The sequence below is a fragment of the Rhodococcoides corynebacterioides NBRC 14404 genome (assembly GCF_001894765.1).
In the GTDB taxonomy this organism is placed as follows: domain Bacteria; phylum Actinomycetota; class Actinomycetes; order Mycobacteriales; family Mycobacteriaceae; genus Rhodococcoides; species Rhodococcoides corynebacterioides.
In genome coordinates this window covers 154,455-173,500 of sequence record NZ_BCWV01000001.1, presented here as the reverse complement: position 1 = coordinate 173,500, position 19,046 = coordinate 154,455, and the positions used below count along the sequence as shown (strand labels likewise).

The following is a 19,046-nucleotide window of genomic DNA, read 5'->3' as shown; positions in this document are numbered from 1 at the left end:
GCCCGGCCACCCTAACCCGGCGGCGTCAGTCCACGAACGGCACGTTCACGAAGCTCGGCCGGCTCGGGTCCAGCTGGATGTGCTGCGGCGCGAGACCGGAGTCGACCAGCATGGGGCCGAGCGGCAGGTACCGCGGCACGGACGCGGCGTAGACGTCGAGCCGCAGCCGGTGCCCGGGCTGGATCACCGCGTCCGTCGGCAGCAGATTGATGTCCACGGTGGTCGGCTGCCCCGGAACGACGGGCTGCCGGGACGCCAGCGTGAGCGCCGGCTTCGCGTCGACGTAGTCGCCGTTGGCGCTGCGGGTGCTCGTCGCCTCGTCGACCGCCCGCAACGACGCCGTGAGGGCGCCGTGGGTGAGCGGGGTCGACGTGCCGTCGGGTGCGACGTCGTTCAGGGTGGCCGCCCAGAAGCCGTCCGGCCGATCGAGCACGGTGTTGAGCCGGACGTTGGTGGCCCCGGAGATCTGCGTCGGTGCGGTCATGGGCGCGCCGGTGAACGTCAGTGCCTCGGCCTCGTTGAACCGCGAGTCGCGCGTGCATGCCGAGCCCAGAATGGCGGCCGCTCCGGCCGTTCCGACCGCGGCGTCCCGCGAGCAGAGGCCGCGCAGACCCGGGGCGACGGTGAGGCGCGCGGTGTCGGGGACGGCCTGCGCGGTCAGGCTGCCGTCGTGCAGGCTGTGGCCGGCGGTGCCGCTGGGCGCGGCCGAGAGGTACACCCGCTCCGACTGCGCGCCGGGCCGCGGGAACTGCGAGGTGGTGGTCCACCCACCGCCCTGCTGGAACAGCGTGACCGGGCCGTAGTTCTCGATGCCGTTGTCGATTCCCTTGAGCCAGTGGTCGAACCACGCCCGCTGCAGCGCGTCGAGCCGCGGCGGATTGCCCGGGCGGCCGAACCCGGCGCCGGGGTTCACGTGGTAGCCGTCGCCCATGATCAGCTGCTTGCGACCGGGCTCGAGCGGGATGTCCTGGTAGATGCGGGGTTCGGAGTTCGTGAAGATGTCGTGCCACCCGCCGTAGACCATGGTGGGGACGGTGATGTTCGCGGTGTCCGCGCTGCGGTCGGCGTAGAACTGTCCGTCCTGCGCCACGTCGAGCGTGCTGGGCCGCACGTCCGCGATGGTGGGGGCGGTGAGGGCGTTCGCCAGCTCGGGGATGAGGATCGCCGGATCGTCCAGACGGGACTGCAACCACCGAGAGTCGAAGGAGCCCTGCAGGATCGACTGCACGTTCGGCACGAACTTGAGCACGTTGACCAGCGTCAGCCACAGCGGCATGAAGCCCACACCCAGCGCACCGCCGGTGCCGACGATGTCCCGCAGCAGATCGTTGCCCGGCTCCACCGGGAAGATCGCCTTCAGCGCCGGCGGGCGCAGCGCCGCGGCCTGGACCGAGTTGATGGCCGAGTAGGAGATGCCGGACATGCCCACCGCGCCGTCGGACCACGGTTGCCGCGACACCCAGTCGATGATCTCCACCGAGTCCTGCTGCTCACGCGGACCCAGGACGTCCCAGGTGCCCTGCGAGAACCCCGTTCCGCGGGCGTCGACCACCACCTGCGCGTAGCCGTTCTGCACCAGGTTGCGGTTGACGCCAAAGGTGCGGAGCCCGCCGCCGTCGACGGCCTGCGTGAGTTCGGTGATGCCGTCGAACGGCGTACCCGCGAAGTTCAGCCCGGCCAGGAAGTCGAGCACCGGCTCGCTCACGCCGGGGATCTGCTGGATGGAATCGATGAGATTGCCGACCAGCTTGGTGTACGGGGTGATGTTGAGAACGGTGGGCAGGGCGGTGTCGATGGGCCGTCCGGCGGCGTCCGCGGGCCGATAGACGTTGGCCTGCAACACGGTTCCGTCGCTCATGGTCACCGGGACGTCCCAGTCGACGGCCACCTGCGGGTACTGCGGCGGCGCGTCGGCCGCGGCGGTCCACGCGGCGGCGTCCGCGCCGCCCGTGGGGTCGGCGGCGACGGGGGTGGCCGCCGCTCCGATCAGGACCGTGAGTGCGGTGCCCATCACCGCGGTCGACCGGACGACTCGCGAGAACCCCACCGCAACCCCCTGCTGGTCCGTGCCCGAGCCCCACGCCGGGCGGTCACCTACGTGACGGTGTCCGGAGCCTATCCGTCCGGCCCGACGCTCACGCTCCGAACAGGAGATACAGCCCGAGGAACGTGTAGAGCACCATCACCATCATCAGCGCCAACTCCCCCGTGAGCACGTGCCGCTTCGGCAGGATGCGCAACGACGCGTCGTGCGCCAGAGTGACGCCGACGATGTGGCCGATCACCACCGCCAGCACCGTGATGCTCGCGAGGACCGACGGGTGCGAGGACAGTGCGTAGTTCACCGACGCATCGGCGATGCCGAGCGGATTCCAGCCGCGGTCGAACGGATCGAACAGCGTGTAGACGCTCTGCTGCCCCTTCTCGACCAGATAGGTCAGGTAGTGGGCCACGAAGTAGCCCACGACGATCGGGATCAGCGAATGTGCCAGCAGCCCCGGCAGTCTCGCGCGTTCTGCACGGGTGACCCCGCCGGTGGTGCGGGCGGCGAGCCAGAAGGCGGCGCCCACGATCGCGATGCAGGCGAGCAGGCCCAGCGTGCGGGCGATCACCGGGTCACCGGCTCCGCGGGCCAGGTCCTTCCAGAACGGTGTCTGCGCCAGGGAATCGAACGCCGTCGACCCGAGCAGGGTCGCGATCACGGCGACGGTGCCGCGACGGATCGGCAGCGACGAGGCGTTGTCCAGCGGGCTCACCGCCGCGAGCTGCCCCGATTCCCGGTCACGACGAAGCCAGGACAGGCGCGCCACGACGTCCGAGAACACCTCGAACGGATCGGCGGCGGCGAACCACCGATCACCGAACACCAGCGCACCGACCAGCAGCACCAGCACGTAGATCAGGCACCAGAGTCGCACCGCGGCAACGGAACCGGGGTCCGAGGACGCCAGTTCGAGCCACACGAAGGCGAACAGCCCCACGACGGCGGGGAGCACTCCGACGGCCGGGATCGGTACCGCGCCGCGAGAAGGGTTGCGCCGCAGCAGGACACACACCCCGCGGTGCAGCGCGCGGACGGGCGAGACCACCCGCCACACCGGACCGGCGATCAGCGAGGCCGGCACCAACCCCACCCACACCAGCACATAGAACACCCCCATCAGGGCGTTCGACGAGTCCTGCGGACCCAGCACCGAGGCCAGAGCGACCCACACGGCCAACGCGACCGACAGGACGCCGACGACGCCGCGAAAGGCCGGCGAGTCGACCACCCGCGTGAGTCCCGGCAGCACACGACGCACCCGACTCGCGTCGAGACGCGGGGTCTTCCACGCCACCAACAGGATGGCGAACGACGCGGCGAGCGCCCATGCCCCGCCGATGAGCGCGTAGGTGACGGGGATCGGCAGGTCCGTCGACCCGCCGAGACCGTGGGCGAGGAGGTCGGTGTGGACCGATCTCACGGCCGGACGAGCACCGTGGCGACGGTGACGCCCGCGTCGTGCAGTTCGATGTCCACCGAACCGGGCACGTCGACGGTGAAGCGGAACTCCTGGTCCTCACCGACCGCGACGGGGAAGGTGTACTCCGGGACGGAATGAACGTGCAGCTCGTCGACCGCGTCGCTGTCGACGGTCAGCACGATCTCCCGGCCCACGGTGCCCTCGATCCGCTCGTCGGTGGGCGTGACCTCTCCACCGGCGATGCTGACGTCGATGTCGGTGGAGTCCGTGTCGGTCGCCTGCTCGCTGTCACTCTGGACGACGGTCGTGTCCACCGTCGCCGACACGTCGTTCGGTGCGGCCGGCGTCTCGCTCTCGGAGCCGCCGCAGCCGGCGGCGAGCAGTCCCACCGCGGCCACCGTCGTCACCAGTCGGCGTGTTCTCACGTGTCCCCCTGATCGGGCCGATTCCGGCCCTCTTCTCGGTCGTTGGCGGCGGCGAGGTCGTCCTGCGCCGCGGCCTCCTCGTTCTCGGCGCGTTCCGCACGTCGGTCGCGCACCACGATGAATCCCACGACCCCCGCGATGATCAAGGCGGGGACGAAGGCCGGCACCGCCAGGATCAGCGGGTGGTCCGCCATCCAGACGGTGCCGGGCGGTGGTCCGGTCACCGTCATACGCGGGTCCGGGGACGCTCGTCGGTACTCGCGGTGTTGCCGGGCGAGCGCAGGCTGATGCGCGCGGCACCCCAGGCCAGCGACCACAGCAGAGCGAGGGAGCAGGCGAGCACCACCAACGAGGCCGCGGTGAACAGCCAGGCCGGGTGATCGAAACTGCGCTCGCGCTGGAGGAGCTTGGTCTCGTACTCGAGGGGACGGGTGAACTCCGCGAGCGCGGGCACCTCCTCGGCACCGATGCCCTCGTCGGCGGCCATGAAGATCGGCGCGCCGGCCATGGTGCGGCCGTCCTGCACGCGCAGGAAGGTCTTCCAGGTGCCGTCGGCCGGCATCGGACGGGTGGACCGGTACTCGCCCGGGCCGGTGCGCTCGAGATTGTCGACGACGAGGCCGCGCAGCGTGTCGCCGGCGCCCTGCCAGGCGAGGAGCGAGACCCATTCGGGGTCGTCGGAGATCAGATCGGACGGGCTGATCTGCACGGTGGCGTTCACCATGCGGAAGCCGTCCTCCCGCGGGGCATCGGTGAGCTGCACGGTCGCCTGCGCGTTCTGCGGCACGTCGATCATGAGCCCGTTGGCGACGCTCGCCGAGCAGACCACCACCATGCCCAGCACGATGGAGCGACGAATCGCGGGGCGGGGCAGCCCGTCTCCGCTGAGGGCCTGCGCGAAGAGGCCGGCGGTGAGGCCCACCAGGACGCCCGTCGGAATCGTGGTGGCGAGGGCTTCGAGCCACATGCTCGTCGGCCACGGGTAGAGGTACATGGCCTCGACCCACAGCGATTCGAGGTAGACGCCGACGGTGCCGACGGCGAGGCCCGCCACGGCGCCGAAGAGCAACCGGCGCTTGGTCAGCGCGGTCAGGCCCAGGACCTCGACCACGACGGCCATGCCGAGGTAGAGCGCGAACGTGCTGTGCGGCTCGCCGAGCACGGGCCCGACGATCAGCGCGGTGATCCAGCGGACGACCGCGGCGAACGCGACGGCGAACAGCGCGGCGCCCCGGCCGACCATGAGCACGGCCGCGATCAGGGCGAACGCACCGGCGGCGGTGATGAGCAGCGGCTGGAAGACGAGGCGGAACTGCTCGACGCCGAAGTCGTACTCGATCTGGAACACCGACAGACCGATGACCAGGCCACCGAACGCCGACGCACGCATGAACCAGGTGATGATCGCGCGGCGTCCCGATTCGACGCCGACGGCGGGGCGGGCCTCGGTGTCGCCGGTGGGATCACCGGCGGATGCGGGGTCGGTGGCGACGTTGCCGGCCATGGCGACGCGCCCCTCGTGCTCGAGCAGCAGCACGCCGACGAGGGAGAGTCCGGCACCGCCGATGAGCATGAGGTGCGTCGGGCCCCAGAGGGTGACGTCCTGACCGAAGATGCGGTGCCAGATGTCGTCGAGCGGGAAGCCGATGAGCGCGTAGAGGCCCGAGCCGGCGATGAGCAGACCGCCGGTGGGGGCGTACCAGGTGCGGGTGATCTTCACGGCCGACGGGCCGGGCTTCCCGTCGAGCGGCAAAATGATCGCGAGGCAGCCCGCAATGAAGAGGAAGAAGAGCCCGACGAGGATGAAGTAGTGCGCCGGGTTGGCCAGCGGACCCTCGTCGCGGCCGCGGCCGATGTGCAGGCTGACGTCCCAGATGAAGCCGAAGAACGCCGTGAGGATGGTCGAGATGAACATGACCATCGGCAGCGCCACCCAGCCGGGTCGGTTGGTCTTCTCCCCCGCGTAGTCGGCGAGCCGCTGCAGCCACGTGATGCGGCGCGTGCGATGCATCACCGCCAGATACAGCAGGAAGAGGGAGATCACGCCGGCCGCGGCACTCATGCCGATGACCTGATCCAGCGCGGCCCCGCCGCCCTGCGGTGCGGCGGCGATCAGGTTACTCGAGGTAACACCTACATCGTTCACGCAACGGATTATGTCGGTAACCGGGCCCGAGCACCAGACCCTTCGTCGATCCCACGACGGCGGCCGCCGACTTCCGCGCCCGCACCACGCGTTCTCGTGTGCACACGTGCGAACACGTGAGTACAGTCGCGGCCATGTGGTCCGTCCTCGGAAATCCGCGATTTCGCCCGCTGTTCGCCGCCCAGGTGGTGGCTCTGGTCGGCACCGGACTGCTCACCGTCGCCCTCGGCCTGCTCGCCTACGACCTCGCGGGCACCGACGCCGGTCTCGTCCTCGGGCTCGCGCTGGCCATCAAGATGATCGCGTACGTCGTCGTCGCGCCGGTCATGTCCGCTGCGGCACACCGGGTTCCGCGACGCACGCTCATGGTGAGCGCGGACGCGGTGCGCGCCGCCGTCGCTCTCGCCCTGCCGTTCGTCGACCAGGTCTGGCAGATCTACGTCCTGATCGCCGTCCTCCAATCCGCCTCTGCGACCTTCACGCCCGCGTTCCAGGCCGTCATCCCCACCGTCCTGCCCGACGAGCGCGACTACACCCGCGCCCTCTCCCTCTCCCGGCTCGCCTACGACCTGGAATCCGTCCTCAGCCCCGTCCTCGCCGCCGCCGCCCTGCTGGTGACGAGTTACCACTCGCTGTTCGTCGGCACGCTCGTGGGATTCCTCGGATCGGGACTGTTGGTGTGGCGCGGTCTCGCCCGGCGGGCCGACGCGCCGATACCCGCCGACCGGGTCGACGCGACGAACCGCCGCGCCCGCGTCACCGCGGGAGCCCGCATCATGCTGGCCGACCCTGTGCTCCGCGGGCTGCTCTGGCTGAACGCCGTGGTGGCGTCGGGAACCGCCGTGGTGCTCGTCGCCACCGTCACGATCGTCCGCGACGAGCTAGGCGGCGGCGAGACCGCCGTCGCCCTCGCCCTGGCCTGCTTCGGCGCGGGGTCGATGGTCACGGCCCTCGCGCTCCCCCGGCTGCTCGACCGAGTGCACGACGTCCGGCCGGTCATGCTCGTCGGCGCCGCTGCGGTGTCGGCCGTCCTCGCCCTCGTCGCCGCTGGTTTCGCCGCCGGCGGCGGCTGGGCCGTCCTGGCGACCGGGTGGGCAGTGCTCGGCGCCGCGACGTCGGCAATCTCCACTCCGAGCGGCCGCGTCCTGCGTGATCGCACCGCCGAGGCCGACCGGCCCCTCGTCTTCGCCGCCCAGTTCTCCCTCTCGCACGCCTGCTTCCTCGTCACCTATCCCCTGGCGGGCGTGCTCGCGTCGACTCCCGTCGCCGCCCCGGCCACGGCGGCGGTGCTCGCTACACTCACCGCAGCAGCAGCGGCGCGGACCTGGCCGCGCACGGTGGCCGAGCCGGTCCCCGTGTGACTCCGACGAGCAGGGTGGTGACGGCCGTGGCCGGTGAACAGGACCGCACTCGCCGTCCGTCCCTGATTCATCCCGTCGACCCCGACACAGCGCGACTCGACGCCGCCACCAACACCTTTCGCATGCTGGCCGACCCCACCCGTCTGCACATCCTGTGGACCCTCACCGACGGCGAAGCGGACGTGACCGCCCTCGTCGACGCGTGCGGCGCCTCCCGCACCGCCGTGAGCCAGCACCTGGCCAAGCTGCGTTTCACCGGACTGGTGGACACGCGCCGGGAGGGTCGGCGCGTGGTCTACCGCATCCGCGACGGGCACCTCGCGCGGCTGGTGCGAGAAGGCATCAACCACGCCGACCACGTCGTGACCGGCGAGCCGCCGCACGAGTGACAACGAGTCACCATCGCTCCCAGCGCACGGCGTCGGCCAACGGTCGCCGGGGCCGCCAGCCGAACCGCTCGAGGTCGGGCACGTCCTGCAGCGCCTCGACGGGCCCGACGCACAGCCACGCGACCGGACGCGGCGTCCCGTCGACACCAAGCAGATCCCGCAGGAACGCCTCGTCGTAGAACGACACCCACCCGACGCCGATACCCTCGGCCGTCGCCGCGAGCCACAGATTCTCGATCGCCAACGCCACCGACAGCAGACCGGTCTCGCGCACCGTGGCCCGGCCGAGCACGTGCTCACCGCCGCGCGCGTCGTCGTAGGTGACGACGACGCCCGTCCCGCTCGTCTCGATGCCCTCGATGCGGATCGGGTCGAACGTCGCGGCCCGGTCCGGCGGCAACGACGCCGCGAAATCCGCACGACGCGCCGCGACGTGCTCGGCGAACCGGCGCAACGTGGCCCGCTCCCGCACGACGACGAAGTCCCACGGTTGGCTGTTCCCGACGCTCGGCGCCCGGTGGGCGGCCTGCAGAACGCGCCACAGGACGTCGTCGGCAACGACGTCGCCGGTGAATTCGCGACGCACATCACGCCGTCGGGCGATCGCCTCGAACACATCCATGTCCGAAACGGTGCCAGACGGGGCATACAGTGTCGGCAATCGTCTCGAGAAAAGGGGCAAGGTGGTGTCTTCGGCGACGCCCGGACGCGGTCAGCTGACCCGTACGGTGATTCTCCGCGCCGGTATCGACTTCATCGATCGCCACGGCGCGCGCGATCTGACCATGCGGCGGCTGGGGTCCAGCCTCGGTGTCGAAGCCATGGCGCTCTATCACTACTTCGCCGGCAAGGACGATCTGCTGGACGGCATCGTCGAGCAGGTCATCGACGATCTGGACAGCGACCCACACGTGCTCGCGGAGGGCGCGGACGGGTGGCGGGACTATCTGACCCGGCTGGCCCACGGAGTACGCCGCATGGCCCTGGCCCACCCGCAGGTCTTCCCCCTCATCGCGACCCGCCCGCCCGCGGCCCCGTGGGTGCGGCCGCCACTGCGCAGTGTGCGATGGCTCGAGAATTTCCTCGCCAGTCTCATGGGCTTCGGGTTCGACGCTCCGGCGGCGGCATCGGCCTACCGCTCGTACACCAGCTTCCTGCTCGGTCACCTCTTGCTCGAGGTCGCCGGAACCGGCGACGTCGACTCCGCCGAGTCCGATTCCCTGGATCCGACGGAGTTCCCGACGGTGGTCCGGTTGAAGACCGAACTGTCGCGCGATCCGGGCACCGCCGACTTCGACGCCGGGCTGCAGAGCCTGCTGACCCGACTGGATCCGGAAGAGGTGGGACGCGCTGCCGACCCCGCGGAGTAGCGTGACCCGTCGCACCACCCGTGCACGGACACAGATCCCGTTGCGGTGAAACAGTTCGCCGACGTGAGGGCTCGCCATGACCGCAGGACACGAGTTCAGCGCCGCCGGTGAGGTGCTCACCGCTCTCGCCGAGGCGATCAAGGACCTCGACGCGGTGGTCCGGTCCTTCGACTCGCCCGAGGCGAAACTCGCGTCGATCTGCACTCGCGTCGTCGCCGCTGTGCCCGGCGCGGACGCTGCGGGGGTGACCGTTCTGCGTGCCGGGTCCACCACCACCGCCGCCACCACCGAGGCGTTCGTCCTGGCCATCGACGCGGCGCAGTACGAGCAGCAGGAGGGTCCCTGCATCGACGCGGCGGTCACCCGCACCATCGTGCGCGCCGACCGCACGCAGGCCGCTGAGCGCTGGCCTGCCTTCGCCCGCGCCATCGAGCTCGTGGACGTCACGAGCTTCCTGTCCGCCCCCATCACCGCCGGCGAGGAATACGTCGGCGCCCTCAACCTCTACGGCCACCACGGGCATGATTTCGACACCGTGGACGAACAGGCCTTGCGCATCTACGTCCGGGCCGCGCAGTCCGTCCTGTCGGCCGACGAGCGCGCCGTGCAGGCCGCTCGACGCGTCGAGGGGTATGCCGCCGCCATGGAATCGCGCGCCGCGATCGAGCAGGCCAAGGGCGCGTTGATGGTCACTCTCGGCGTCACCGCCGACAAGGCGTTCGACCTACTGCTCTGGCGGTCCCAGACCACCAACGTGAAGGTGCGCGACCTGGCCGAGCAGTTCGTCACCGACCTGGCGACGCTGGACACGGCGCCCGGCGCGTTCGCCGACGAGCTCGGCAAGGTGCTCATGACGGTCCACCAGCGCGTGCTCGAGCAGTAGACGGGTCCTCGCCGCGTCGGGGCACTCAACCGCCGGTGGAGTCCGAGGTGTCCTGCCCGCGGTGGAAGCGCGCCCGCCGCTCGGTGACGTCGACCGCCAGCTCCTCGACGGGCCGACGCGCCGCGTAGGCGGCCGCGCGCAGACGCGAGAGGGCATCGTCCGGCGACACCGACAACTGCACCATGATCATGCCCACGGCCATGTCGACGTGCGGGCGCAGCCGGGGGAAACCGGGGTCGCCGGACTCGCTGTGCGCCACCATCTCCAGCAGCGTCCGGGCGATCTCGGCGGCGCAGTGGTCCACCGCGTCGAGCTGCCGTGCCGTCAACGCACCCGCACCTCCGCGGTGCAGCTCCAACACCCCGATGGGGGCCTGCGCGGCCGACAACGGGACCGCGACGATGCTGCCCACGCCGATGCGCGTCGCGTCGGCGGAGAATCCCGGCCAGCGGCTGTCCGCCTCCCGCGCGACGTCGTCGACGAGGACGGGCGACCCCGTGCGCAGCGCGTCGAAACACGGGCCGTGACCCGTCGCGAACTGCAGATCGTCGAGAGCCAGCGCGACCTCGTCCGTGGCGTACAGGATGTCGTGCGCGGCGTGACTGATCAGCGCCACCGACGCGCCGTCACAGGCGGTGTAGCGGACCAACGGACGACAGAGATCGGCGAGCGCACGGACCGCGTGGGCCCCGTCGGTGCGCCACATAGCCGTGCTCCCAGTCCTCGATCGCCTCGTCGACCATCGAGTGCCCCGGTCACGGACTTCTCAACCGAGACCGGCGGCCGACGACCTCGGATCAGTAGGCGCCGTCGCTGGACGCGACCGCCTTGATCGTCTTGAGCACGATGAGCATGTCGCCGGTCATCGACCAGTTCTCGACGTAACTGAGATCGAGGCGGACCGCTTCCTCCCAGGACAGATCGGAGCGACCGCTGACCTGCCAGAGACCGGTGAGACCCGGCTTCACCAGCAGCCGTCGGCGCACGTCGCCGTCGTACGTCTCCACCTCGCGGCGCAGCGGTGGACGGGGGCCGACGATGGACATCTCGCGCCGCAGGACGTTGAACAGCTGCGGCAACTCGTCGATGCTCAACCGACGCAGGACGCGTCCGACCGCGGTGACCCGCGGGTCCTCCCGCATCTTGAACAGCACGCCGCCGTCGCTGTCGTTGAGGGCGAGCAGGTCCTCGATCCGGGAATCCGCATCCTGCACCATCGAGCGGAACTTGATCATCTGGAACGGCGTGCCGTCGAGACCCATGCGCTCGGAGCGGTAGAAGACCGGACCGCGGCTGGTGACCTTGATCAGCACCGCGACCACCAGGAACAGGGGCAGGACCGCCAGCAGCGCGGCGCAGGCGAAGACCAGGTCGAACGCCGTCTTCCCGAACCGGCTGGCGCCGTTGTACTGCGGCTTCTCCACGTGGATCAGCGGCAGGCCGGCCACGGGCCGCATGTGCAGGCGCGGGCCCGCCACGTCGACCACGCCGGGCGCGACCACCAGGTCGACGTTCTTCTTCTCGAGGTCCCACACCATGCGGCGGATGCCCTCGTGGCCGATGTGATCGGTCGCGGTCACGGCGACGGTGTCCGCGCCCGACGCCTCGATGGCCGCGAGCACGTCGTTCTCGTCGCCGAGGATCGGCAGCGAGAGCCCGTCCACCGACAACTGCTCGTCCGCCACCTGCTGGGTTCGCGGAAGGCACACGCCGACCACGGCGTACCCGGCCGACGCGTCGCGGGCGAAGGACCGGGCCATCGCGTGCGCGGACGCGTGGCTGCCGACGATGACCACCGACGTCGTGAACCGTCCCTCGCGCCGCTGCCGGGCGAGGTGACGACGGAACAACCAGCGGGAGACCAGCAGACCGATCAGCCCGAAGGGCAGTGCGATCGCGAGATACCCGCGGGCCAGCTCGATGCGCGCGAGCAGCGAGACGATGGCGACGAGGCCGAACAGGCGGAACGTGGCCGACAGGATGCGCCGGTACTCCTCGGCGCCGCTGCCGAGCACCCGCGGGGATCGGGTCCGGAAGATGGACAGGAACGCCAGCCACGTCCCGGCGAGCAGGACCGACACCACCGTGTAGTCGATGGACGCGATGGACGCGAGGTGGGGTGCACCGAACCGCACCACCTGCGCGCAGACGACGGCAGCGATCACCACCACGGTGTCGGCCAGCCGCACGCGATCGACGAGACCCCGTTCCCACTCGCGGCGCGACGTCACCCGGCGGGGGCGGCGAATTCGTCCCGAGGTCGACGAATTCTCGCCTGATGCGTCGCCGAGCGACACACTTTCCGCGAAGTTGGGTGCAGACACGCGCGAACCTTTCGAAACGAGAACGGGCACGGCCGGTTCATCGATCCGACTCGTCAGTCCGTTACCTTATTGCCTGTTCGCAGGACGTGCACAGTGGAGCACAGTGGCCGCGCCCACATCGTTGGATCTCACCAAAAGCAACCGAACGAATGACGTGATCTTCCAATTCAGTTCTTTCGCCCACTGACGAAGAAAACGATTCTGGACGCGACATCCACTATTTGATCGGCATAGCGCTCGAAATACCGTCCCAACAACGCCACGTCGACCGCGTTGACGACATCCGGTCCGTCCTCGGCCACCACTCGGTCCACGACGACCGACTTGAGCTCGTCCACCCGATCGTCCATCCGATCGAGGTCCTCGACGTGCTCGAGCTCGCTCGACTGCAGCGCTGCCACGATGCGCGCGCACATCTCCAGGCACAGTCGCGCCATTTCCTCGAACGGCTCGATCAGATCGGTGGGAACGATCGGCTCCGGAAAGCGACGGCGCGCCGCTTCCGCGATGTGAACGGACAGACCGACCATTCTTGCGAGGTCGCTGCTGATCCGAACCGCGGAGAAGACCCGGCGGAGATCCGCGGCCACCGGCGCCTGCAGGGCGAGCACCTTGACGGCCTCGTCCTCGCAACGGGTACCGAGTTCGGCCAGCGCCTCACCGCGGGCGATGACCTCCTCGGCCGCCCGCAGGTCCGCGTCGAGCAGCGCTCGACTGGCCACCCGCATCGCCTCCTCGGCGCCGGTGGCCAACTCGCACAGATCGGCGTTCAGATCGCCCAGCTGAGCGGTGTATGCATTTCTCATCGTCGACTCCCGACTGTCGACACCGCGACCCTCCACCCGGCGTGGGGTTCGCCCGGCTCCGGTTCACGGCGCCCGTTCACGCGGCAGCCACGTTTCCTCGAGCCGCTTGACGTCTGTCCGTCCCTCACACCGCTGTGCGCTCCGGTCACACGAGACCGAGAGCACGCACGTCGGCTGCAGGCACAGCGCGAGAGTAGAGGAAACCCTGCACGAGCGTGCATCCGTTGTGCCGCGCCGACCGCGCCTGTTCCTCCGTCTCGATGCCCTCGACCACCACACTGCGCTCGGTCACCGAGGCGAAACCCGTCAGGGCGCCCACGAGAGTGTCCCCGTCCGGCGAGCCCATGCGGTGGCTCAGGGCCTTGTCCACCTTGAATCCGTCGACCGGCAGTTCCACGAGACGCTCGAGGCTCGAGTGACCGGTTCCCAGATCGTCCAACACCACGCGGTATCCCCGCAGCCGAAGGTCCCGCACGAAGGCCACCGCCCGCGGGGAATCCGTGTAGGACCGAGTCTCGGTCAGTTCGAAGACGACTCGCTGCGGCGGAACCGACGACGCGGTGACGATCTCGTCGAGCTGCTCGACCGCTCGGGCCACCCCGAGGTGCCGAGCGCAGAGGTTGACGTGGAGATCGAGCGTCGGCACGTCGGTCAGCCACCCGGCGAATGCCGTCAGCGCGCCGGCGAGCACCGTGTGGTCGACGTCGATCTCGAGGTCGGTCTCGGCGACGGCGGAGAAGAAGTCCTCCGGCGGGACCACGTCCACCCCGGTACTCGACGGGCGCAGCAGACGCGCCAGAGCCTCGAAGGCGACGACGTCCCCGGAATCGAGATCGACGATGGGCTGGAAGTAGGGGACGATCTCGCCTTCCGCCAGGACCGCGCCGGGGCCCCGCGGCGCCCACAAGGACCGGCCGTGCCCCCGGATCGAGTCGAGGTGCGACTCCACCAGGCGCGCGAAGTCGGACAACGTCGACAGGACGTACTCCCCCGCAGGATGCGGCTCGGCGTCGACGACGCAGAGCGTGCCGATCACCAGCCCCTCGCGGCCCACGAGGGGAACGGCGACATAGGACCGGTAGTCGAGCCGCACCAGGTTGGCCGCCGCGGCGGCGGTCACCGGGTCCGTCGACCGCGCGTCACGACGGCAGTCGCTGATCGCGACCGGACGACCCGCGTCGACGACGAGGGCGCAGGTGGCGTCGTCGCGGGGCATCACGGTCGGCCCGCGATCGCCGTGCTGGGCGACGGTGTACTGCCGGTCCTCGTCGATGATGTTCACCATGGCGGTGGTGAAGCCCAGGGTGGTGGCCGCCAGCGACAGCAGGGTGTCGAGCGAGGGGTCCTCGACCGAGAAGTCGACGTAGTTGCGTGCCGACTCGCTGCGACGGCGCTGCGCCGTTCTGTGCATCGGCCGCTCCGTTCTGTCGATTCGGTCCCGTCGGTCGCCTCGCTGATCACATCCGCCGGGGCCACGTGACCTGGATCACGAGTTCCCGCGGACAGGGATTCGGTACCACCGCTGCGAAGTATCGGTGCGGGGAAGAAAAAAGTTTCCACTTCTCCGTCGACGGTCCAATTTACCTGGTCGTAAACCGTCGCTGTGACCGGTCTGTGACGAACTTCCCGTAGCGGGCGTGTGAGAGAGGCTCACGCAGTGGGTACAGACCGCGCATGACGGCAGGGTTGGCGCAGCACACGGACACCGCGGAGGCGATGCCCGCCCGCGAACTCGCCCTGGTCGACATCCCCGCCGAGCCCCGACGACTGTCGTCCGTACGCACCGACGTGCAGCGCTGGCTCGAGACCCACGGAATCGACGACGAGCGTTGTCAGGACATCACGCTGGCGACCTACGAGGCGCTGGCCAACAGCGTCGAGCACGCGTACTGCGGCGACGTCGCCCCCGAGGACGCCTGCACCGTGACGCTGCATGCCGTGGTGACCGACGACCGTACCGTCGCCGTCGACGTGGCCGATCACGGCCGGTGGATGGACCACGAGGACGATCCGCGACGGGGGCGAGGGCTCCCGCTCATCCACGCGTTGGCCGATCACGCCACCGTCGACACCTCGCCGGAGGGGACCGTCGTGACGATGCGCTGGCACCTGTAGTTGCCGCGCGAGTTCTGCCACACGATCGAGACCGAATCCGCGGATCCGCCGATGTCACCGCGATAGTGCGGGAAAACTCGCGTCGCGCTACGACGCGGACGCGTACTGCCGGCCCGCCAACGCGGTCCTCGCCGCCAGCACCGCCGCTCCTCGCGCCGCCAACGACTGCGGCTCCGCGGGCATCACCAGCGCCTCACCCCATTGCTGCGCGAACACGCCACGCACCAGCGGAAGGTTGGCCGGCCCGCCCACCAACACCACCGTGTCCACGCGGCGCCGACCGCGGGCCACCACGTCGTACACCCACGAGGACACGGCCGTCACCGCATCGAGCACCAGGCGATCGACCGTCGTCCGGAACACCGTCACCGAGCCACCGAGGAACGGCCCGCCCACCTGCACCGCACGGTGCACCGCGAGCATCTCGAGAGCCCACTCGACTCCGTCGTCGAGTGTGGCGTCGGCGCTCGCAGTGCGCGGAGCGGAGGTGCCGTAGGCGGCGAGCAGGTGCTCTCGCACCGCCGCGGCCACCGTGGCCCCGCGGAACGCGTCGGACCAGTCCGCATCGTGCACGATCCCGCTGCCGACGTCGACCACGGACACCGACGTGCCGGACTTACCGATGTCGACCACCGCGATCGTGGACTGGGGCTCCACCAGCCCGCGCAGGGTCAGGTAGGTCAACTGGGCGCCGAGTTCCGACGCGACCCGCACGCACCCACCCTCGTGCAGAACGGTCGCGGCGGACCCGACCCGGCAGCGAGGGTCGTCCGGGACGACCAGCACAGCACTCTCGCGATTGCCGGCATGACGTGCGCAGACCGAATCGACGACCTCCACCGCGGCCTCGAGCCGGTCACGCCCCCGAGGAACCGTGACCGACTCGGTGCCGAGCAGCGCACGCCCCATCGGGTCCATGATCGCCGCACGAACTGCGGATGCACCGAGAGAGACCCCCACCACTGCTCGCATCTGTCCGCCCCGTGTCGTCGCCCTGCGCCGTCGGGAGAAGCTTAAACCTGCACAGCGGCTGCACTGGCAACAGTTTGCGGAGCTTTGGTTTGTTTCACTACACGGCGTTCACTCGCCGCCCGTCGACCCGTCGCTCGGGCGTGACTGTGGCTCGGAGTCGTTCGGGACGGACGGCTCGGGTTCCGGGTCGGTCTCCGTGGGATCAGGCGTCACGACGGGCGGGTCGACGGTGGTGCTGCCACCACCGGTGCTCGGCGTTCCCCCGCCGGTCCCGGGTGAGCCGGTGCCGGGGGTCCCGGTGCTGCCGCCACCCGTCGTGCCGCCACCCGAGGTTCCACCGCCCGACGTGCCTCCGCCGCCGGACGAGGTGCCGCCGCCCGCGTACGGCGACCCGCCACCGGACTGCGGACGCGGCACCGACGGCGAGTCGGGACGCGCCGCGAAAGGCCCAGAAGACCCGGGCGACCCCGACGACCCCGACGACGCGGAAGACCCCGCCGGCGCGGGCACTGCCGGACGAGGAGCGACGTCTCCGGCACCGCCGTCGGCCCCGGGCACCGCGTTCCCGTCGTCGGGGGACGGCGACGACGAGGGCGCGCTCGACGGTGGCGTCGCCACACCGGGGGTCGGCGGGACGGTCGTTCCGTTCGTCCCGTTCGAGGTCGCCTGCTCGACCGCACCCGGCGTCGGCTCCGACACCACACGGGGCGCGGTGGTGGCGGCCCACACGGTGACGGACGCCGCGATCACGGCCGCCGCCACTCCGGCGCCCACCACGGCCATGCCGCGACGCCGTGGCGAGGTGCGCGCCGGCGCATCGGGTGCGTCGGCGATCTCAACCGGGGCGGCGACGGTCGCGCCGCGATCGGCCCACAGGGCCGCACCCACCGGTGCGCCGTACCGACCGTCGGGGTCGACGGCCGACAGACGGTCGAGGTCCACGAGTGCGACGCCGGTGAGCAGGTGATGCTCGAGGGCGCGAGACACGCTCGGCCACAGCGACGGGTCGGCGAGCGCCACCGCGGTGTCGTGCACGCCGAGGTCGGCGCGCTTGGCGCGCAACGACATGACGCCGATGGCGGCGGCGACGGCGTCACCGACGTCCCCGCCGCCGAGACGGGTGGTCCGCTCGTCCACCGGGCCGAGCTGCGGCAGGTCCACGTCGACGAGGGCGGCCGTGACCGAATCCTCGTCGACGACGACCCCTAGAGCGATGTGCATGCGCGCAGCCTTCCGTGACCGCTGGTGACGATGGCCCTCATCGATGCGAGGTGGTGGTGCGAGGCGTCGACGGGGCGGACGACGTGCTGGGGACGGTCGTGGTCACCGGCGGCGCGGACGTCGTCGCCGGCGTACTGGGCACCGAGGTGGTGGCCGGAGGGTGCGGCGTGGGGTCGTCGTCACGGTCGCGGGTGGGCGGGGTGTCCCGGCCACCACCGCCGTTCGCCGCCGAGGAGCGTCCGGGCCCGGTGTTGCCGGCCGTCGAGGGCGAGTTCGCCGCGCTTCCCGACGACGGTGCCGTGGCGGTCGGCTGCCGCGGATCGGTCGACGTGGTCACCGGCGGAGGCGACGTGACCGTGCCGGCGACGTCCGTCAGGGGGAGGGTGGGGGCCGTCGTGGCCGTCGTGGTCGTGGGGGTGTCGGCCGACGTCGGTGCCGGCGCGGCGCCCTGAGGGCGGGTCTGCGCGGGCGTGGCGTCCGGCGTCGACACACCCGAGGTGGCCACGACGCGATCCGTCGCCCGGACATCGACCGGCCCGCGCTCCGACGCGCCCGCTGCCGCGCCCAGGGTGGCGACGGCCACCAGCGCGGCAGTTCCGGCGACGGCGGCGACACGGGGGGATCGGCGCCGCCCGGCTGCGGCGTGGGCGCCCATCGGCGCGGGCGTCGCCGGCACCGGGGGATCGGTGCGCTCGACCACCGGAACCCGTTGTGCGGGAACGGTGCGCGGCGCAGCGAAGAGTCGCGCCGAGGGAATCACGGTGGACAGGTGCGCGGCACCCATCGCGGAGAACGCGGCGGGGTGCCGCGGCACACGGACCGGGGCGGCGGTGCGGTGGGCGACGACGTCGACCACCGACGTCGATTCCGCGCCCCCGCCGACCAGCAGTACGACCTGCGCGCCGAGGCGCACCGCGTCGTCGATCAGCGGCTGGACGCGTGCCGCGCAGTCGGCCGCGATGGCGTCGAACTCGGTGCGGCGCAGGCGAACCGGATCGGTCACGAACGGTCCGGACAGATCGACGGCGCGCTCGGTACCCAGCAGGCGCACGGCCCGATCGGAGGCAGCGGCGAGGCTCGACATCTCGGCGGGCCCGCCGCGCTCGGCGGCGCCGTACGTGGACCAGAGGTACGAGGTGACGGCCATGGTGAGGGCGTCGCCGGAGAACTCGTCGGTGCCGACGCTGGAAATCAGGCGCCCGGTCAGGGTGTCCAGCACGTGGATTCGCGTGCCCACGCGGCCGACGTCGACCACCGCGACCACCCGCACGTCGTCGACACACCCCTCGACGCGGGCCGCCGCGAGGAACGCGTCGCACTCCCCGATCAACCGCACTCCGCCGCGGCCGACCCAGTCCTCCGGATCGCCGCCGATCGCCATGACCGGTGCGTCGTGCCCCGCGGCCGCGGCCAGCTCCAGGGCGGCGTCGCACGCGTTGTCCAACGCCCGGTCCATGGACACGGGACGCTCGGTCACCTCGAGCAACTCACCGGCCTCGGACACCGTCGCGCCGCGGACGAGGCCGGTGCTCATCGTGACACCGAACAGTTGGGCTGGCATGAGTCACCA

At 70.9% G+C, this 19,046-nt stretch carries 18 protein-coding genes; 5 read left to right on the top strand and 13 right to left on the bottom strand.

Translation table 11 applies throughout. The features are described from left to right. Window positions 1-25 precede the first annotated feature (25 nt). From RC2_RS00850 to RC2_RS00830, 5 genes are all read right to left on the bottom strand, one after another. Complete coding sequence (locus RC2_RS00850; RefSeq protein ID WP_072680934.1) at window positions 26-2,011, bottom strand: CocE/NonD family hydrolase; 1,986 nt, start codon at window positions 2,009-2,011, stop codon at window positions 26-28. Between the two features lie 124 nt (window positions 2,012-2,135). Beyond that, on the bottom strand, window positions 2,136-3,464 hold the full coding sequence (locus RC2_RS00845) for a hypothetical protein (RefSeq protein ID WP_072680904.1): 1,329 nt from the start codon (window positions 3,462-3,464) through the stop codon (window positions 2,136-2,138). Then, entirely contained in the window at window positions 3,461-3,889 is a 429-nt protein-coding gene (locus RC2_RS00840; RefSeq protein ID WP_068153270.1) for a hypothetical protein, read from the bottom strand. The genes RC2_RS00845 and RC2_RS00840 overlap by 4 nt, the downstream gene beginning before the upstream one ends. Beyond that, complete coding sequence (locus tag RC2_RS00835) at window positions 3,886-4,119, bottom strand: hypothetical protein (protein ID WP_068153273.1); 234 nt, start codon at window positions 4,117-4,119, stop codon at window positions 3,886-3,888. Before RC2_RS00835 ends, RC2_RS00840 begins: the two co-directional genes overlap by 4 nt. Continuing rightward, entirely contained in the window at window positions 4,116-6,035 is a 1,920-nt protein-coding gene (locus RC2_RS00830) for a hypothetical protein (protein ID WP_068153277.1), read from the bottom strand. Before RC2_RS00830 ends, RC2_RS00835 begins: the two co-directional genes overlap by 4 nt. A gap of 134 nt (window positions 6,036-6,169) precedes the next feature. On the opposite strand from RC2_RS00830, the gene RC2_RS00825 reads away from it, so the two are divergent. Both RC2_RS00825 and RC2_RS00820 read left to right on the top strand, forming a co-directional pair. Continuing rightward, complete coding sequence (locus RC2_RS00825) at window positions 6,170-7,396, top strand: MFS transporter (protein ID WP_068153279.1); 1,227 nt, start codon at window positions 6,170-6,172, stop codon at window positions 7,394-7,396. 26 nt (window positions 7,397-7,422) lie between these two features. Next, entirely contained in the window at window positions 7,423-7,785 is a 363-nt protein-coding gene (locus RC2_RS00820) for an ArsR/SmtB family transcription factor (RefSeq protein ID WP_068153281.1), read from the top strand. A gap of 7 nt (window positions 7,786-7,792) precedes the next feature. On the opposite strand, the gene bluB is transcribed toward RC2_RS00820, so the two are convergent. Beyond that, window positions 7,793-8,407 carry a 5,6-dimethylbenzimidazole synthase gene (bluB, locus tag RC2_RS00815; protein ID WP_072680902.1) on the bottom strand — a complete coding sequence of 205 codons (615 nt, stop codon included), beginning with the start codon at window positions 8,405-8,407 and terminating at the stop codon, window positions 7,793-7,795. Here bluB and RC2_RS00810 point away from each other — a divergent pair. Together RC2_RS00810 and RC2_RS00805 are read left to right on the top strand one after the other, a co-directional pair. After that, window positions 8,406-9,155, top strand: coding sequence for a TetR/AcrR family transcriptional regulator (locus tag RC2_RS00810; protein WP_371829116.1), 750 nt, complete (start codon window positions 8,406-8,408; stop codon window positions 9,153-9,155). The two genes, bluB and RC2_RS00810, sit on opposite strands and share 2 nt — an antisense overlap. Before the next feature lie 76 nt (window positions 9,156-9,231). Beyond that, window positions 9,232-10,038, top strand: coding sequence for a GAF and ANTAR domain-containing protein (locus RC2_RS00805; RefSeq protein ID WP_068147791.1), 807 nt, complete (start codon window positions 9,232-9,234; stop codon window positions 10,036-10,038). A 25-nt stretch (window positions 10,039-10,063) separates the two neighbouring features. On the opposite strand, the gene RC2_RS00800 is transcribed toward RC2_RS00805, so the two are convergent. The 4 genes from RC2_RS00800 to RC2_RS00785 all read right to left on the bottom strand — a co-directional run bounded on the left by RC2_RS00800 (window position 10,064) and on the right by RC2_RS00785 (window position 14,579). Next, entirely contained in the window at window positions 10,064-10,744 is a 681-nt protein-coding gene (locus RC2_RS00800) for a GAF domain-containing protein (protein ID WP_068147788.1), read from the bottom strand. 91 nt (window positions 10,745-10,835) lie between these two features. After that, window positions 10,836-12,362 carry a sugar transferase gene (locus RC2_RS00795; protein ID WP_503487595.1) on the bottom strand — a complete coding sequence of 509 codons (1,527 nt, stop codon included), beginning with the start codon at window positions 12,360-12,362 and terminating at the stop codon, window positions 10,836-10,838. Between the two features lie 167 nt (window positions 12,363-12,529). Further along, a complete protein-coding gene (gene phoU, locus RC2_RS00790; RefSeq protein WP_068147795.1) occupies window positions 12,530-13,168 on the bottom strand; it encodes a phosphate signaling complex protein PhoU in 639 nt (212 codons plus the stop codon). Window positions 13,169-13,313: 145 nt separating this feature from the next. Further along, window positions 13,314-14,579 carry a sensor domain-containing phosphodiesterase gene (locus RC2_RS00785; RefSeq protein ID WP_068147780.1) on the bottom strand — a complete coding sequence of 422 codons (1,266 nt, stop codon included), beginning with the start codon at window positions 14,577-14,579 and terminating at the stop codon, window positions 13,314-13,316. A 263-nt stretch (window positions 14,580-14,842) separates the two neighbouring features. Between RC2_RS00785 and RC2_RS00780 the strand changes: the two genes are divergently transcribed. Next, window positions 14,843-15,283: an ATP-binding protein gene (locus tag RC2_RS00780; protein WP_068147778.1), complete on the top strand. Its 441-nt coding sequence runs from the start codon at window positions 14,843-14,845 to the stop codon at window positions 15,281-15,283. Between the two features lie 87 nt (window positions 15,284-15,370). Here RC2_RS00780 and RC2_RS00775 read toward each other — a convergent pair whose 3' ends face one another. The 3 genes from RC2_RS00775 to RC2_RS00765 all read right to left on the bottom strand — a co-directional run bounded on the left by RC2_RS00775 (window position 15,371) and on the right by RC2_RS00765 (window position 19,037). Next, entirely contained in the window at window positions 15,371-16,192 is an 822-nt protein-coding gene (locus tag RC2_RS00775; protein ID WP_169818373.1) for an Hsp70 family protein, read from the bottom strand. A gap of 171 nt (window positions 16,193-16,363) precedes the next feature. Next, on the bottom strand, window positions 16,364-17,476 hold the full coding sequence (locus RC2_RS00770) for a hypothetical protein (protein ID WP_068147771.1): 1,113 nt from the start codon (window positions 17,474-17,476) through the stop codon (window positions 16,364-16,366). A gap of 37 nt (window positions 17,477-17,513) precedes the next feature. Continuing rightward, window positions 17,514-19,037: an Hsp70 family protein gene (locus tag RC2_RS00765; protein ID WP_072680900.1), complete on the bottom strand. Its 1,524-nt coding sequence runs from the start codon at window positions 19,035-19,037 to the stop codon at window positions 17,514-17,516. Window positions 19,038-19,046: the final 9 nt, after the last annotated feature.